The organism is Nonomuraea sp. NPDC048901, assembly GCF_040649695.1.
Classification (GTDB): domain Bacteria; phylum Actinomycetota; class Actinomycetes; order Streptosporangiales; family Streptosporangiaceae; genus Nonomuraea.
In genome coordinates this window covers 340,387-355,403 of record NZ_JBEZFW010000005.1, presented here as the reverse complement: position 1 = coordinate 355,403, position 15,017 = coordinate 340,387, and the positions used below count along the sequence as shown (strand labels likewise).

The 15,017-nt window shown below is 71.8% G+C and carries 12 protein-coding genes; all 12 read right to left on the bottom strand.

Features of this window, described 5'->3' with window-relative positions:
• Positions 1 to 78: 78 nt before the first annotated feature.
• Positions 79 to 741 (bottom strand): FtsQ-type POTRA domain-containing protein, encoded by a 663-nt coding sequence (locus tag AB0C30_RS19285; protein ID WP_357945407.1) that lies wholly within the window; start codon positions 739 to 741, stop codon positions 79 to 81.
• Positions 742 to 1,154: 413 nt separating this feature from the next.
• On the bottom strand, positions 1,155 to 2,570 hold the full coding sequence (gene murC / locus AB0C30_RS19280; RefSeq protein WP_357945405.1) for a UDP-N-acetylmuramate--L-alanine ligase: 1,416 nt from the start codon (positions 2,568 to 2,570) through the stop codon (positions 1,155 to 1,157).
• Positions 2,567 to 3,643, bottom strand: a complete 1,077-nt coding sequence (gene murG / locus AB0C30_RS19275) for an undecaprenyldiphospho-muramoylpentapeptide beta-N-acetylglucosaminyltransferase (protein ID WP_357945402.1) — start codon at positions 3,641 to 3,643, stop codon at positions 2,567 to 2,569. The genes murC and murG overlap by 4 nt, the downstream gene beginning before the upstream one ends.
• Positions 3,644 to 3,655: 12 nt before the next feature.
• Positions 3,656 to 4,951: a putative lipid II flippase FtsW gene (gene ftsW, locus AB0C30_RS19270; RefSeq protein WP_357945399.1), complete on the bottom strand. Its 1,296-nt coding sequence runs from the start codon at positions 4,949 to 4,951 to the stop codon at positions 3,656 to 3,658.
• Entirely contained in the window at positions 4,948 to 6,327 is a 1,380-nt protein-coding gene (murD, locus tag AB0C30_RS19265; protein ID WP_357945397.1) for a UDP-N-acetylmuramoyl-L-alanine--D-glutamate ligase, read from the bottom strand. Before murD ends, ftsW begins: the two co-directional genes overlap by 4 nt.
• Positions 6,312 to 7,367: a phospho-N-acetylmuramoyl-pentapeptide-transferase gene (gene mraY, locus AB0C30_RS19260; RefSeq protein WP_357945394.1), complete on the bottom strand. Its 1,056-nt coding sequence runs from the start codon at positions 7,365 to 7,367 to the stop codon at positions 6,312 to 6,314. The genes murD and mraY overlap by 16 nt, the downstream gene beginning before the upstream one ends.
• On the bottom strand, positions 7,364 to 8,824 hold the full coding sequence (gene murF, locus AB0C30_RS19255; protein WP_357945391.1) for a UDP-N-acetylmuramoyl-tripeptide--D-alanyl-D-alanine ligase: 1,461 nt from the start codon (positions 8,822 to 8,824) through the stop codon (positions 7,364 to 7,366). Before murF ends, mraY begins: the two co-directional genes overlap by 4 nt.
• Entirely contained in the window at positions 8,821 to 10,353 is a 1,533-nt protein-coding gene (locus AB0C30_RS19250; RefSeq protein WP_357945388.1) for a UDP-N-acetylmuramoyl-L-alanyl-D-glutamate--2,6-diaminopimelate ligase, read from the bottom strand. The genes murF and AB0C30_RS19250 overlap by 4 nt, the downstream gene beginning before the upstream one ends.
• Before the next feature lie 40 nt (positions 10,354 to 10,393).
• Entirely contained in the window at positions 10,394 to 12,850 is a 2,457-nt protein-coding gene (locus AB0C30_RS19245; protein ID WP_357945386.1) for a penicillin-binding transpeptidase domain-containing protein, read from the bottom strand.
• Complete coding sequence (locus AB0C30_RS19240) at positions 12,847 to 13,365, bottom strand: hypothetical protein (protein WP_357945384.1); 519 nt, start codon at positions 13,363 to 13,365, stop codon at positions 12,847 to 12,849. The genes AB0C30_RS19245 and AB0C30_RS19240 overlap by 4 nt, the downstream gene beginning before the upstream one ends.
• The gene (gene rsmH / locus AB0C30_RS19235) at positions 13,349 to 14,320 is read right to left on the bottom strand and encodes a 16S rRNA (cytosine(1402)-N(4))-methyltransferase RsmH (protein ID WP_357945382.1); all 972 of its coding nucleotides are present in this window, start codon (positions 14,318 to 14,320) and stop codon (positions 13,349 to 13,351) included. Before rsmH ends, AB0C30_RS19240 begins: the two co-directional genes overlap by 17 nt.
• Before the next feature lie 215 nt (positions 14,321 to 14,535).
• The gene (mraZ, locus tag AB0C30_RS19230; protein WP_214637671.1) at positions 14,536 to 14,967 is read right to left on the bottom strand and encodes a division/cell wall cluster transcriptional repressor MraZ; all 432 of its coding nucleotides are present in this window, start codon (positions 14,965 to 14,967) and stop codon (positions 14,536 to 14,538) included.
• Positions 14,968 to 15,017 lie beyond the last annotated feature (50 nt).

Sequence of the window (15,017 nt, the reverse complement as noted above, 5' to 3'; positions counted from 1 at the left end):
TGGGGTCCAGCTCCAACGCTTGAGCGTCACCACGTCGGTGGGTGCGGGACTCGAGCGTCACCACATAGGGAATCCGGCTCACTTGAGCGTCACCACGTCGGGTGAGCTCACGTCGTAGACGCTGGCCTTGCGGCGCAGGAGGGTCTTCAGGATGCGAGCCTTGTCCGCGCCCCGGTCGGCCCCGCCCCAGACGACGCTGCGGCCGTCGGAGAGCTCCAGCGACACGCCCTCGGGCGAGGAGGCCCGGACCCCCCGTACCTTGGCCGCGAGATCGTCGGGCAGCGACTGGATCACCCGCAGCGCGGCCATGGTCGTGGGGTCGCCGGCGGCCGGGCGGTCCACCTTGAGCGTGGGCAGGCCGGGCGGGACCGTGTCCTGGATCTCGATGACGACGCCCCCCTTGTCGATCAGCGCCGCCTTGCCCCCGGCCGTGATCGCGGCGATCGGCTCGCGCTCGACCACCTCGATCTTCAGCGTGCCCGGCCAGACCCGGTCGACCTTGGCCGAGGCGAGCTGCCTGATCTGCATCACCCGGGCCTCGACGCCGGCCAGATCGACGGTGGCCAGTGGGTGCAACTCGGGCACTCCGGCCTGTTGCTCGATGCGCTCAGCAGGCACTGTGACATTTCCCACGATGTCGATCGATCGTACGCCGAGCACGGGCGAGAAGAAGATCAGCCAGACGGCGCAGCCCACCACTCCGGCGGTCAGCAGTACCAGAAAAGCGTTGCGCGCCTTCATCGCCCTCCCAGGGTCGCCCACCTTGCGCAACCGGCACGCCGTGCGCCATCGAACCAACGCCGCAAGAGTCACCGCCACACACGCCGCGCGCCACTGAACCTACGCCGCGTCCGGCCACCGCCCACGGCGCCACGCCAGAGTCCCACCGCCAGAACCCCCGCCGCCCGGCCGCCTGTGGCCGCCGGGCGTGAGGGACTGCGGGGTCATACGGCGAAGAACCACGCCACGCGTAGCGGACCACGGCGTCGTCCCGCGCGAAGCCACGCCACGCAGAACCGACCGAAGAGCCGTCCCGCGCGAAGCAACACCAGGCGCAGCGGACCGCGGAGTCGACCCGCAAAGAGCCGCGCCACACATAGCCGACCGCAGAACCATCCCGCACCGAGCCACACCCGATGTGGCCGGCCGCCGAATCAGCCCGCGGAGAGCTGCTCAAGGATCTGCGGTCCGAGCTCCGTCACGTCGCCCGCGCCCATCGTCAGCACGATGTCGCCGCCACGGGCCCGAGCCGCCACCAGGGCCGGCACCGAGGCCCGGTCCGGGGCGTAGACCACCTGCTCGGCGGGCAGTCGCACGCGGCCCGCCACCATGGCCCCCGACACGCCGGGCTCGGGGTCCTCGCGGGCGCCGTAGACGTCGAGCACGATCGCCTCGTCGGCCAGCCCGAGCGCCGTCCCGAACTCCTCGGCGAAGAACCTGGTGCGCGAGTAGAGGTGCGGCTGGAAGATCGCGATGACCCGCCCGTCGCCCGAGTAGGAGGCCACCACGTCACGCGCGGCCCTCAGGTCGGCGGCCAGCTCGGTCGGATGGTGGGCGTAGCTGTCGAACACCGCGACCCCGCCCGCCTCGCCCTTGGCCTCGAAGCGCCGCTTGGCCCCGGTGAAGGTCGCCAGCCCGTCTCTGATCTCCTCGAACGGCAGCCCCAGCGCCACGGCCACGGCGACCACGGCGGTGGCGTTGAGTGCGTTGTGCGCCCCGGGGACGGCCAGCCGGACCTCACCCATGCCTTCGATGCCCGGGCCCTCGACGGTGAACGTGGTGCCGAACCCATCGGGCCTGACATCGCGCACGCGGTAGTCGCCTGTCTCCCCGTACGTGATGACCTTGATGCCGCGCGCCCGCGCCACCTCGGCCAGCTCCGCCGCTCCGGGGTCGTCGGCGCAGGCGATCAGCAGCGACCCGACGCGGTCGGCGAAGCGGGCGAAGCTGTCGTGCACGGCCCGCGGATCGCCGTAGTTGTCGAGATGGTCGGCCTCGACGTTCGTCACCACGGCGATGTCGGGGGCGAGCATGAGGAAGGACCCGTCGCTCTCGTCGGCCTCGGCGACGAACACCTCCCCCGACCCCTCGTCGGCCCCCAGCCCGGTGGTGACGAGCTGGCCGCCCACGCAGTAGGACGGGTCGGCCCCGCACTTCTGCAGCGCGACGGTCATCATCGAGGCGGTGGTGGTCTTGCCGTGGGTGCCCGCGACGGCGACGCCGTTGCGCCCGGCCATCACGGAGGCGAGCGCGGCGGCCCGCGGGATGACCCGCAGCCCCTGCTTGAGCGCCTCGCCCAGCTCGGGGTTGGAGTCGCGGATCGCGGTGGACACCACCACGGTGTCGACGTCCCTGATGTGGGAGGCGGCGTGGCCGATGTGCACGATCGCGCCGAGCTCGCGCAGCTCGTTGACCTGATCGGTGCTGCGCGCGTCGCTGCCGGACACCCGCACGCCGCGCTTGAGCAGGATGCGCGCGATCCCGGACATCCCCGCGCCGCCGATGCCGATGAAGTGCACGCGCCCCAGCTCTTCTGCGGCGACGGGATCGACCAGCTTGACGAGACTCATCGGGCTATCTCCAACACTTTCCTGGCCAGAATGATATCGGCGTCCTTCCGTCCCAGTCTGGAGGCGGCCTCCGACAGGGCCACGACCCGCTCGGGACTGTGGAGCACGGGAAGGACGTTTTTGACGATCCAATCAGATGACAGGTCGGCGTCGCCGACCACGAACCCGCCACCGCCCGCCGCGATGCGCTCGGCGTTGATCCGCTGCTCGCCGTTGCCGTGCGGCAGCGGCACGTAGGCGGCGGGCAGCCCGACCGCGGTGAGCTCGGCGCAGGTCAGCGCGCCGCTGCGGCACAGCGCGAAGTCGGCGGCGGCGTACGCGAGATCCATGCGGTCGACGTAGGGCAGCAGGACGTATTGGGGGTCGCCGGGCGGCGGCTCGCGCTCGACGGTGTTCTTGGGGCCGAGCACGTGCAGCACCTGCACGCCGGCCGAGCGCAGGACCGGCGCGGCGGCCAGCGCGGCCTCGTTGAGCGACCTGGCCCCCTGCGAGCCGCCGAACACCAGCAGCGTGGGCCGGTCGGTCTGCAGCCCGAACCAGGAACGGGCCTTGTCGCCCATCGACAGCCGGTCCAGCGAGACGATCTCCCGGCGCAGCGGGGTGCCGATGTATTCGGCCTTGCCCAGCACGTGGTCGGGGAAGCCGGTGAAGACGTGCTCGGTGAGCCGGGCGCCCAGCCGGTTGGCCAGGCCAGGCCGCGGGTTGGCCTCGTGCACCACGATCGGCAGGCCGCGCCGCTTGGCCGCCAGGTAGGCCGGCGTCGCCACGTAGCCGCCGAAGCCCACCAGGACGTCGGCCTGGACGCGGTCGAGTATCGCCGCCACCGCGTTGACCGCCCCGGCCAGCCGTCCGGGCACGGTCAGCAGCCGGGGCGTGATCGCCCTCGGCAGCGGCACCGCCGGCACCAGCTCCAGCTCGTATCCCCTGGCCGGGACCAGGCGGGTTTCGAGGCCGCGTTCGGTGCCCACGCAGGTTATGCCGATGCGCTGGTCATAATGGCGCAGCGCGTCCGCAAGGGCGAGAGCCGGCTCGATGTGCCCGGCCGTCCCGCCGCCGGCGAGGACCACCCTCATCTAGGTCACTCCCTAACGTCTCACTCGGCCTTTGGTCGTTCCCCCCAGGCCAAGCCAGCTTAGGGCCCGTACGGCCGGTCCGGGGCCACGAGCGGCCAGAGCCTCGCGCGCGCCCGGCTCACGTTTCGCGAACGACAACAGCATCCCCAGGGCGGCGAGGGTCGGCAGGAGGGCCGAGCCCCCGTAGGAGACCAGGGGCAGCGGGATGCCGGTGATGGGCACCACGCCGAGCACCGCGCCCATGTTGATGATGGCCTGGCCGACGATCCAGGCCACGATGGCCGCGGCGGCCAGCCGTACGAAGGAGTCCTTGACCCGGGCGGCGACCCGCAGGCCCGCGTAGCCGAGCAGCCCGAAGAGCACCACCACGGTCAGGGTCCCCATCAGCCCGAGCTCCTCGCCCAGGATGGCGAAGATGAAGTCGCTCTCGCCGTGGGGCAGCCAGCTCCACTTGGCCCGGCTGCTGCCCAGGCCGAGCCCGAACCAGCTGCCGGAGCCCATCGCGATCTGCCCTTGTACGGCCTGGTAGCCGTCGCCCTGGGCGTCGGCCCACGGGTTGAGGAAGGCGCCGATGCGCGCCATGCGGTACGGCTCCACCTTGATCATGATCAGCGTGGCCAGCACGGCGAGCGCCAGGATGCCGCCGAACAGCTTCACCGGCGCGCCCACCACCCACAGCAGCGACAGGAAGACCATGAACAGCACCAACGTGGTGCCCAGGTCCCGGCCGAACATGACCATGACGGCCAGGAGCGCGGTGCCCGGCATGAGCGGGATGAGCAGCTGCCGCCACTCGATGCGGCCCTGCCGCGCCCTGCGGGCCAGCAGGTCGGCCCCCCAAAGCGCCAGAGCCAGCTTGGCGGGCTCCGACGGCTGGATGCTGTAGGAGCCGACGTCGATCCACCGCTGCGCGCCCAGCTGGGACGAGCCGATGAACAGCACCATGACCAGGCCGATGAACGACAGCGCCATCAGCGGGTAGCCCGCCCAGCGGAAGAACTTGTGCGGCAACCGGGAGCAGACCCACATGAGCGTCAGGCCCAGACCGGCCGACAGCGACTGCTTGATGAACCAGGTGAACGGGTTGTCGAACTTCTGCAGCGCCTCGATGCTGGAGGCCGACAGCACCATCATCAGCCCGAGCGCGAGCAGCAGCCCGCTGCAGCCGATGATGAGGTAGTAGGTCGCCAGCGGCTTGTCCAGCAGCTCCTTGAGCACGGCGAGCTGGTCGCGGATCCAGCCGGTCGGCCCTTCGACCGCGCTCTGCCGTGAGCGCTCCGGAGCCTGTGGAGAGGTGGTCGTGCTCACGTGGCCGCCTCCAGGCCGCGTACGGCTCGCGCGAAGGCCTCCCCTCGGGCCGGGTAGTTGGCGAACATGTCCAGCGACGCGCCGGCCGGCGACAGCAACACGGTGTCTCCGGGGGAGGCGAGCCTGGCGGCTTCGGTGACGACACGATCCATCGCACCAGTGTCTTGGCCGGAGATGTCCACGACGGGGACATTCGGCGCGTGTCGCGCCAGAGCTTCGGCGATCCGGGCGCGGTCCACGCCGAGCAGCACCGCGCCGCGCAGCCTGGGCGCTGCCTGGCGTACCAGGTCGTCCACGTCGGCGCCCTTGAGCTGGCCGCCCGCGATCCACACGATCGACGGGTAGGACGACAGCGCCGCGGCGGCGGCGTGCGGGTTGGTGGCCTTGGAGTCGTCGACGTAGTCGACCTCGCCGACCCGCTCGACGTGCGCCATGCGGTGCGGGTCGGGCACGAAGTCGCGCAGGCCCTGGCGTACGGCGTCGGGGGTGACGCCGAGCGTGCGGGCCAGCGCGGCGGCGGCGAGCGCGTTGGCCACGTTGTGCGGCGCCAGGGGGCGCACATCGGCGAGGGTCGCGAGCTCCTCGGCGGCCTCGGCGGGGTCGGCCACGAACGCCCGGTCCACCAGCAGGTCCTCCACCACGCCCAGCTGGCCGGGCCGGGGCACGCGCAGCGTGAAGCCGACCTTGTCCGGGTAAGGGGCGGCGAGCCGCGACGCCTCGGGGTCGTCGGCGTTGTAGACCACGGTGCCCGCGCGCTCGAAGATGCGGCCCTTGGCCTCGGCGTACGCCTCCATCGAGCCGTGCCAGTCGAGGTGGTCGGGCGCCACGTTGAGTATCGCGGCGGCGTGCGGGGCGAGCGTGCTCGACCAGTGCAGCTGGAAGCTCGACAGCTCGACGGCCAGGGCGTCGTACGGCTCTCCCACCGCCTCGACCACGGGCAGGCCCACGTTGCCCACGGCCAGCGCCTTGCGCCCGGCGGCCAGCAGGATGGAGGTGAGCATGCGGACCACGGTCGTCTTGCCGTTGGTGCCGGTCAGCGCGAGCCAGGGGGCCGCCTGGGCGGGGCGCAGCCGCCAGGCCAGCTCCACCTCCCCGACCACCTCCACGCCCGCCTCCAGGGCCGCGGCTATCAGCGGGTGGTGCGGCGCCCAGCCGGTGGTGACGAGCCGGGTGACGCCCGCCGGCAGCTCCATCGGGCCGAAGCGCACCTCGACGCCGAGCCCGGCGAGCTCGGCCGCCACGGCGCGCCGGCGGTCGTCCTCGGCGGCCTCGACCACGACGACGGGCTCACCCCGCGCGGCCAGCACCCGCGCCACGGCGGTGCCGGAGACGCCGAGCCCGGCCACGCAGGTGAGGGCCATTACTTGGGCATCCATTCGACGTAGAACAGCCCCAGCCCGAGTGCCGCGCAGAGACCGGCGATGAGCCAGAAGCGGACCACGATCGTGGTCTCAGCCCAGCCCTTGAGCTCGAAGTGGTGCTGCAGCGGCGCCATCCTGAACACCCGTTTACCGGTCATCTTGAAGAAGCCGACCTGGATGATCACCGACATCGTGATGATCACGCACAGCCCGGCCAGGATGATGAGCAGCAGCTGGGTGCGGGTGGCGATGGCCAGCCCGGCCAGCACGCCGCCCAGGGCCAGCGAGCCGGTGTCGCCCATGAAGATCTTCGCGGGCGGGGCGTTCCACCACAGGAACCCGATCAGCGCCCCGAGCACGGCCGCGGCCACCACCGCCAGGTCGAGCGGGTCCCGCACCCAGTAGCAGTTGGGACCGAGCTGGTCGATGCAGTTGTTGCGCAGCTGCCAGTTGCCGATCAGCACGTACGCCCCGAGCACCACCCCGGTCGCGCCACTGGCCAGGCCGTCGAGGCCGTCGGTGAGGTTCACCGCGTTGGAGAACCCGACGATCATGATGAGGACCCAGATGGTGAAGCCCACGATGCCGAGCGAGGGCCCGAAGTCGCGCAGGAACGACAGCCTGGGCTCGGCGGGGGTGATGCCGTAGACGTTGGCCTGCTGGGTCACCAGCACCGCGAAGACCGCGCCGATGACGAGCTGGCCGAGCGCCTTGGCGCCGCTGCGCAGGCCGAGGCTGCGCTGCTTGTAGATCTTGATGAAGTCGTCGAGGAAACCGACCGCGCCGAGTCCGGTCATCAGGAACAGCACCAGCATCCCCGAGACGGTCGGCGCCGACAGCGTCGCCAGGCGGGAGGCGCCGTAGGCGAGCAGCGAGGCCAGCACGATCACGGTGCCGCCCATGGTGGGCGTGCCCCGCTTGCCGTGGTGTCCGGACGGGCCCTCCTCGCGGATCTCTTGGCCGTAACCGCGCCTGGAGAACAGCCGGATGGCCAGGGGCGTCCCGAGCATCGACAGGATCAGCCCCACCGCACCGGCGATGATGATGTCGGTCACTGCGTGGCCCCCCCGAGCAACTGCTCGGCCGTGCGCTCCAGACCCATCGCCCGGGGCCCCTTGACCAGCACCGCGTCACCCGGCCGCAGCCAACCGGCCAGCTCGGCGGCCGCGGCGGCGGCGTCGGGCACGTGCAGGATGAGCATCTGGGGCGGCTGCGCGGGTGCTCCCGCCATCGGCGGGCCTCCCGCGAGCGCGAGCGGCGGACCCGCGGCGGAGGCCGCCTGAGCGGCCGCGTAGGCGCCCTGAAGCACCGGCTGGGCGTCGGGGCCGGCGACGATGAGGCCCGCCAGTCCGGAACCGCCCGCCAGGCGGCCCAGCTCCTCGTTGAGCGCTGCGCTGTCCTCGCCCAGCTCGCGCAGGGCGGCGATCACGGCGAAGCGGCGGCGGCCCTTGCCGAGCACGCCGAACGCCTCGAACGCGGCCCGCATCGAGTCTGGGTTGGCGTTGTAGGCGTCGTTGACGATCGTGACCCCGTCGGGGCGGTCGGTGACCTCCATCCGCCACCGGCTGCGCGGCGTGGCCTCCGACAGCTCCGCGGCGATGGTGGCGACGGGCAGCCCGAGCTCGTAACCGGCCGCGGCGGCGGCCAGGGCGTTCTCCACGGCGTGCGCGCCGTACAGCTTGAGGCGGACCTGACCGGAGCCCGAGGGGGTGCTCAGCGTGAACGAGGCGCGCCCGCGCTCGTCGACGACGACGTCCTCGGCGCGGATGGCGGCGGCCTCGGAGCGGCCGAACAGCGTGACCCTGGCGTCGGTGCGCGAGGCCATCTCGAGGACCAGCGGGTCGTCGGCGTTGAGCACGGCCACGCCGGTGCGCGGCAGCGCCTCGACGAGCTCGCCCTTGGCCTTGGCGATGGCCTCCTTGCCGCCGAACACGCCGATGTGGGCGGTGCCGACGTTCAGCACCACACCGATCCGCGGCGGCGCAATGCGGGCCAGGGCCTGGATGTGGCCGATGTTGCGGGCGCTGAGCTCCAGCACCAGGTAGCGGGTGTCGGCGTCGGCCCTGAGCACGGTCAGCGGGTGGCCGAGCTCGTTGTTGAACGAGCCGACGGGCGCGATGGTCGGCCCGATCCGTCCGGTCAGCCGGGCCAGGAGGTCCTTGGTGGAGGTCTTTCCGGCCGAGCCGGTCACGCCGATCACGGTGGCCTGGGGCAGCGCGGCGGCGTGGGCCGTGGCCAGGTCGGCCAGCGCGGCGGCGGCGTCGGGGACGATCACCGTGGGGGCCTCGACCGGCCTGGTGGCCAGCACGGCGACGGCGCCGGCCCGGATGGCCTGGGCGGCGTAGTCGTGGCCGTCGACCCGCGCGCCCTTCAGGGCGACGAACAGGGATCCCGGTTCTACGCCCCGTGAGTCGATCACGACGGGACCGCGCACCACGGCGCGAGGGTCGGCCATGCCCGACAGGGCGCCCGAGGTTATCTCGGCGATCCTGGCCAGAGGCAACGGGATCATGCGTGCTTCCTGCTTTCCTTGCGTGCGTCGATCGCTCCGGCGACCACTTCGCGATCGTCGAAGGGGATCACCTCACCTGAAACGTACTGGCCCTGCTCGTGACCCTTGCCTGCCACGACGATCACGTCGCCACGTCCGGCCCGGCCGATCGCCAGGTCGATCGCGGACGCGCGGTCGGGCTCAATGATCACATGAGCGCGGTCGTGCTGCGGAACGCGCAGCGCTCCTTCCATCATCGCGGCCAGAATGTCCAGAGGATCCTCGGAACGAGGATTGTCGCTCGTGAATATGGCCACATCGGCCAACCTCGCCGCGGACTCGCCCATGACGGGCCGCTTGCCCGCGTCGCGCTCGCCGCCGCAGCCGAGCACGACGACCAGCCGGCCCGCGGTGACCTCGCGCAGCGAGCGCAGCACCGACTCGACCGCGGCGGGTTTGTGCGAGTAGTCGACGATCGCCTGGAACTCGTCGCCCGCCTGCGTGATGCGCTGCATGCGGCCGGGGACGCCGACGAGCGTGCCGACGCCGTGGACGGCGGTCTGCAGCGGCACCCCGGCCTCGACCAGCGTGACGATCGCGCCGAGCGCGTTGGCGACGTTGAACGGGCCGGGCAGCGAGATCTGCGCGTCGGCCTCGACGCCACCGGGACCGGTCACCCGGAACGTGCTGCCGTCGGCGCCCAGCCGCACGTCGAGCGCCCGCCAGAGGGCCTCGGGCGCGCCCAGCGCGGAGAACGTGGTCATCGGCACCTTCGCCACCGACAGCAGCTCGCGGCCATAGGGGTCGTCGATGTTCGTCACGCCCACGCGGGCCAGCTCGGGCTGGAAGAGCCGGGTCTTGGCGGCGAAGTAGTCGTCGAAGTCCTTGTGGAAGTCGAGGTGGTCCTGCGACAGGTTGGTGAACAGGGCCACGTCGTAGTGGAGGCCGTCGACCCGGCCGAGCGCCAGGGCGTGGCTGGAGACCTCCATGGCCGCCGCGGTGACCCCCGCCTCGCGCATGAGCGCGAACAGGCCGTGCAGCTCGGTCGCCTCGGGAGTGGTCAGCCTGGGCTCGAAGCGCAGGTCGCCGGCGCGGATCTCGACGCCGCCCACCAGCCCGGTGGTGTGGCCCGCGGCCCGCAGGCCGGCTTCGAGCAGGAACGAGGTGGTGGACTTGCCGCTGGTGCCGGTGACGCCGAGCAACTGGATGTCGTCGGCCGGCCGGCCGTAGACCCAGGAGGCGACCTGCCCGAGCACGGCTCGGACGTCGGGCACGACGAGGACGGGCAGGCCCGTGGCGGCGGCGGCCGCGCGGCCGCCGGGATCGGTGAGGACGGCCACGGCGCCTAGCGCCATGGCCTCGGCGGCGAAATCGGCGCCGTGGGACCGGTTGCCCGGCAAGGCCACGTAAAGATCTCCGCGCCGCACGTGGCGGGAGTCGATCGTGACACCGGTGAGCGGGGCGTACGGCGACCGCGACGTGCCGGAATCGGCGTCGAGCATGGTCGCCAGCCCGGTCAGCGGGCGGGGCGGACTGGTCGTTGGACGCATAGACGACGGGGGACGCACGGCCGCAGCGTACCTTCCCTGGTCACTGTCCCGCGCGCGTCGGCACCGTGGGCGCGGCCGAGCCGGAGGGCGGAATCTTCTTGCTCTTGATGGCGAACGTCATCACGTCCTTGAAAACAGGGGCCGCCACCTGGCCCCCGAAGTGGTCCTTCGTGGGATTCTGCAGCACGGACAGCACGACCAGCCGCGGCGCGTCGGCGGGGGCGAATCCGGCGAACGACGCCGTGTAGCCGTCATAGCGGCCCAGCTGCGCGTCGTAGCGGTTGGCGGTGCCGGTCTTGCCCGCCACCCGGTATCCCGGGATGGCGGCCAGCTCGCCGGTGCCCTCGGCGCTCACCGCGGTCTCCAGCATGGTGGTGATCTCCTTGGCGGTCTTGTCGCTGACCACCCTGGTCTCCTTACCAGGAGCGGACGGTACGAACCTGCCCGACTCATCCGTCGTGCCCGCGACGATCTGCGGCTCGATCTTGACGCCGCCGTTGGCGATGGTCTGGTAGACGCTGGCCATCTGCAGCGCGGTCACGGACACGCCCTGCCCGTAGGCGATCGTGCAGCTCTGGCTGCCCGACCAGTTCTTGTAGTCGGGCAGCAGGCCGGCCTCCGCGTTGGGCACGCCGCCGCCCGGCCGCGCGCCGAAGCCGAAGCTCTTCAGCATCTCGTAGAGGCGCTGGCTGCCGACCTTGCGCGCGGCCATGATGGTGGCCACGTTGCTGGACTCGGCCACGGCCTGGCGGTAGGTCATCGGCTCCGGCTTGTGCGGGTGCGCGTCGTGCAGCACCCGGTCCGCGCACCTGATGTTGTCCTTGACCTGGAAGACCGTGTCGGGCGAGACCACGCCGGCCTCCAGGGTGGCGGCGGCGGTGATCACCTTGTTGGTGCTGCCTGGCTCGAAGACCTCGGAGGCGGCCCGGTTGACGTAGAGGGACGCGGGGCCCTTGCGCCAGTTGTTCAGGTCGAGCTCGGGGGCGTTGGCCATGGCGATGATCTGCCCGTTGCGCACGTCCATGACGATGACCGTGCCGCTGCTCGCGCCGGAGTCGCTCACCTGCTTGGCCACCGCCTGCTGGGCGGCCCACTGGATGTCGCGGTCGATGGTCAGCCGCACGTCGCGGCCGTCGACCGGGACCGTGCGCTGGCTGCTGGTCATGGGGATGCGCTGGCCGTCGCGGCCGGTCTCGACGCGCTGCTGGCCGTCTCGCCCCTTCAGCAGGGTGTCCCGCGCCTGCTCCATGCCGCCCAGCCCGCTCTGCTCGTCGCCGACGAACCCGATCAGGCTGCCCGCCAGGTCACCGCCCGGGTAGACGCGGCGGTAGGTCTTCTTCGTGGTCATCGCGGGCACTTCCGCCTTGAGCAGGCGGCTGGCCACGAGCGGGTCGGCGTCCCTGGCCAGGAGCTGGTACTGGGTGTCCTTCTTGGCCAGCTTGGCGGCTATCTCCTCCTGGGGCCGGCCGAGCTGCGCGGCGAGCACGGCGGTGATCTTCGGCCGCACCTCATCCTTGATCTTGCTGGGGTCGATGGCGATCTCGCGGGCCTCGACGGTGACGGCCAGCGCGTGGCCGTTGACGTCGGTGATGGACCCGCGCTTGGCCGGGATCTCTTCAGTCTGCGTGCGCTGGCCCACGGCCCGCGCCTCGTAGACCTTGGAGTCGAGGCCCTGCATCTGGACGAGCCGCCCGCCGAAGATCGACAGGATGAACGTCATGCCGATCAGGCCGATGTTGATGCGCCGGCGCGGGTTGCCCAGGCGCAGCACAGGCGACGGCTTGGGCGGGCGCGGGGGGGCCGGGGGCCTGCGGGGCGGCCCCTCGCCGCTGCGCCGCCCGGGCTGCACGCGCGTGTGCTCGTCATCGCGGGTACGGCGAAGCCTGCCGCCGTCGCCGGGACCCTCGTCGCGGGCCCGGCGCACGTCACGGGGGACCTCTTCGCGGGTACGGCGGAGCGGCCCGTCGTCCTGGCGGGCCCGGGAGCGCTCGTCCCTGGCCGGGGGGATGCGATCCCTGGGGCGGCCGGCCTCCGGGCGCGGACGCACGGAACGCTGGCGGGCACGCTCCTTGGCGGCGTCGTCCCCGTCCTGCCGGGAACGCCCCCTCGGCCCGTCACCACCCTGCCGAGGCCGGGCACGCGGGCCGTCGCGGTCGTCCTCTCGGGATCTACCGCGCGGACCGTCACGCTCGTCCTCGCGAGAGCGGCCGCGGGGCCCGTCAGCCGGGTCCTGCGGGCGCCGGGCCCCGCGGTCGTCCCCGTCGTCGCGGCCTTCGTCCCTGACGAACGGCCCGAACGGGAGGTCGAGCGGGTCCGGCCGCTTTCTCGGCTCCTTGGGTGGATCGTCGGGCCGGCCCGCCCCCTCCGAGCGAGCCGACCCCGCTTGCCGCCCCTGCCGCCCCGGCCCGCCGGGGGTACGGCGAGAGGCGCCGGGCCCTCCCTGGGAACCGGCGCCGCCGCGGCCGGGACCCTGCCCCCTGCCGCCTGTGTCTCTCACCGTCCCTGGTCCACCTGGCTGGTGTCGGCGCCCGCCTCGGTCAGCACGTTGGGCTTGCCCCAGTCACGGTGCTGACCCTGCATCTCGGCCTGGTCGGCGACCGGGCCGGGACCCATGTTCGTCTCGTTGACGAGCTTGGCGTCCTCGTTGGCCTGCCGTGCCACCTCGATCTCTTTGCGCAGGTTGGCCGCGGTGTTGGAGTCCTGCGCCAGAACGACGTTGAGCAGCAGCAGGCTCATCAGGCCGCCGCACATCAGCCCGACGACCAGCAGCACGAACGGGGCCCGCTGGCGCCCCCGCGACGGACGTCGCTTGAGTGCCGGGCGCGCCCGCTCCTGGCTCGCCGAAGTCCCGCCGGGACCGGTCGTCTCGGGACCGTCGGGGCGCGAACGCGGGATGGGCTTGGACTGGTGAGGCACGCCGGGCCTGCGCGGGCCGGGCTTGGGCGCCGTCTTCTGCGGGACGCCGCGGACGGCCGCGCCCCGCCTGCTCTCCTGCTCAGTCCTGGTGGTCAACACGGATCCTCTCTGCCGCCCGTAGCCGGGCCGAGGTCGCCCGCGGGTTGCGGGCCAACTCTTCTTCACTTGGGAGCTCGGCTCCCCTCGTCAACAGGCGGAACCGCGGCTGATGAGCCGGCAGCGGGACGGGCAACCCAGGGGGGCCGGTGTCCTTGGTTCGCGCCGCGAGGACCTGCTTGGTGAGCCGGTCCTCCAGGGAGTGGTAGGAGAGCACGACGACTCGCCCACCGAGCACCAGCGCGTCGAGGGCCGCGGGCAGCGCCGCCTCCAGGGCGGCGAGCTCCGCGTTGACCTCGATGCGCAGCGCCTGGAAAGTTCTCTTGGCGGGGTTGCCCCCAGTGCGCCGAGTAGCGGCTGGAATCGCCTGACGAACGATCTCGGCCAACCGCTTAGTCGACGTTATGGGGTCCTTGGCCCTTTCCTGGATAATTAGGCGCGCGACACGCGGTGCGAACCGTTCCTCTCCGTAATCGCGGAGGATGCGGGTTAGCTCCGCGGCCGAGTAGGTATTGACCACCTTCTCCGCTGTGAGCTCTTGATCCGTATCCATCCGCATGTCGAGCGGAGCGTCATAGGAATAGGCGAACCCGCGTTCGGCCTCGTCCAGTTGCGGCGAGGACACCCCGAGGTCGAACAGCACCCCGTCGACGGTGGCGCGGCCCGTACGGGCGAGCACGTCGGCCAGTTCGTCGGACGAGGCGTGGACCAGCGTGGTCCGGTCGGCGTAGGGGGCGAGCCTGCGCGTGGAGAACTCGATCGCGAACGGGTCGCGGTCGATGCCGATCAGGTGCAGAGACGGATGAGCGGCGAGCAGGGCCTCCGAGTGGCCACCGAGGCCGAGGTTGGCGTCGACGACGACGGGCTCCTGGCCGGTCAGCGCCGGAGCCAAGAGCTCCAGAACGCGGTCGAGCATGACCGGAACGTGACCGCCCGTGCCTGCGTTGTCGTACATCTCCAACCCCCCTCTCGCGTCCTTGCTCGCGGATGACGCGTCCGGACGATCATCGGCCCACCTGGCCCCCACCCGGCGCCGTCCGGCCAGGTCCCCATCCGCACCCTCTTCGTGGACGCCCGCCATCTGACACCGGGGAAGGTGCATCAGCTGGCCGGCAGTGGTTGCGGGTGGAGACCTCGCCGAACGACATCTCCGACGGATCGACCGTGGCTCTACAGAATCCCTGGCAGCACCTCCTCCGACAGATCGGCGAATGCCTGCTCCTGCGCGTCGAGATAGGTGTCCCAGGCTTGGGCGTCCCAGATCTCCAACCGGGTGTTGGCCCCGATGACCGCGCAGTCACGCACGAGGCCCGCGTATTGGCGCAGGCTCTGCGGGATCGTGATGCGCCCCTGCTTGTCAGGCGTCTCGTCGGACGCGCTGGCGAAGAAGACGCGGCTGTAGTCGCGCACCGCCTTGGCGGTGACCGGGGCGGTGCTGAGAGCCTCGGTAATGCGCTGGAACTCCTCTACGGGAAAGACGTAGAGGCATCGCTCCTGGCCTTTGGTGATCACAAGACCCTCCGCCAGCTCCTCACGGTACTTAGCCGGCAGGAACAGCCGTCCCTTGTCGTCCAGACGCGGCTGATGGGTGCCGAGGAACATCGGCCCCACCTCCCGTGCCTAGCGAAGCGCTCAGCGCTGGCGCACCGGGC

Bases quoted from the DNA above. Each gene is read 5' to 3' on its own strand.
- AB0C30_RS19285 (WP_357945407.1), bottom strand. From the start codon at position 741: ATGAAGGCGCGCAACGCTTTTCTGGTACTGCTGACCGCCGGAGTGGTG.
- murG (WP_357945402.1), bottom strand. From the start codon at position 3,643: ATGAGGGTGGTCCTCGCCGGCGGCGGGACGGCCGGGCACATCGAGCCG.
- murF (WP_357945391.1), bottom strand. From the start codon at position 8,824: ATGATCCCGTTGCCTCTGGCCAGGATCGCCGAGATAACCTCGGGCGCC.
- murC (WP_357945405.1), bottom strand. From the start codon at position 2,570: ATGAGTCTCGTCAAGCTGGTCGATCCCGTCGCCGCAGAAGAGCTGGGG.
- rsmH (WP_357945382.1), bottom strand. From the start codon at position 14,320: ATGTACGACAACGCAGGCACGGGCGGTCACGTTCCGGTCATGCTCGAC.
- murD (WP_357945397.1), bottom strand. From the start codon at position 6,327: ATGGATGCCCAAGTAATGGCCCTCACCTGCGTGGCCGGGCTCGGCGTC.
- AB0C30_RS19250 (WP_357945388.1), bottom strand. From the start codon at position 10,353: ATGCGTCCAACGACCAGTCCGCCCCGCCCGCTGACCGGGCTGGCGACC.
- mraZ (WP_214637671.1), bottom strand. From the start codon at position 14,967: ATGTTCCTCGGCACCCATCAGCCGCGTCTGGACGACAAGGGACGGCTG.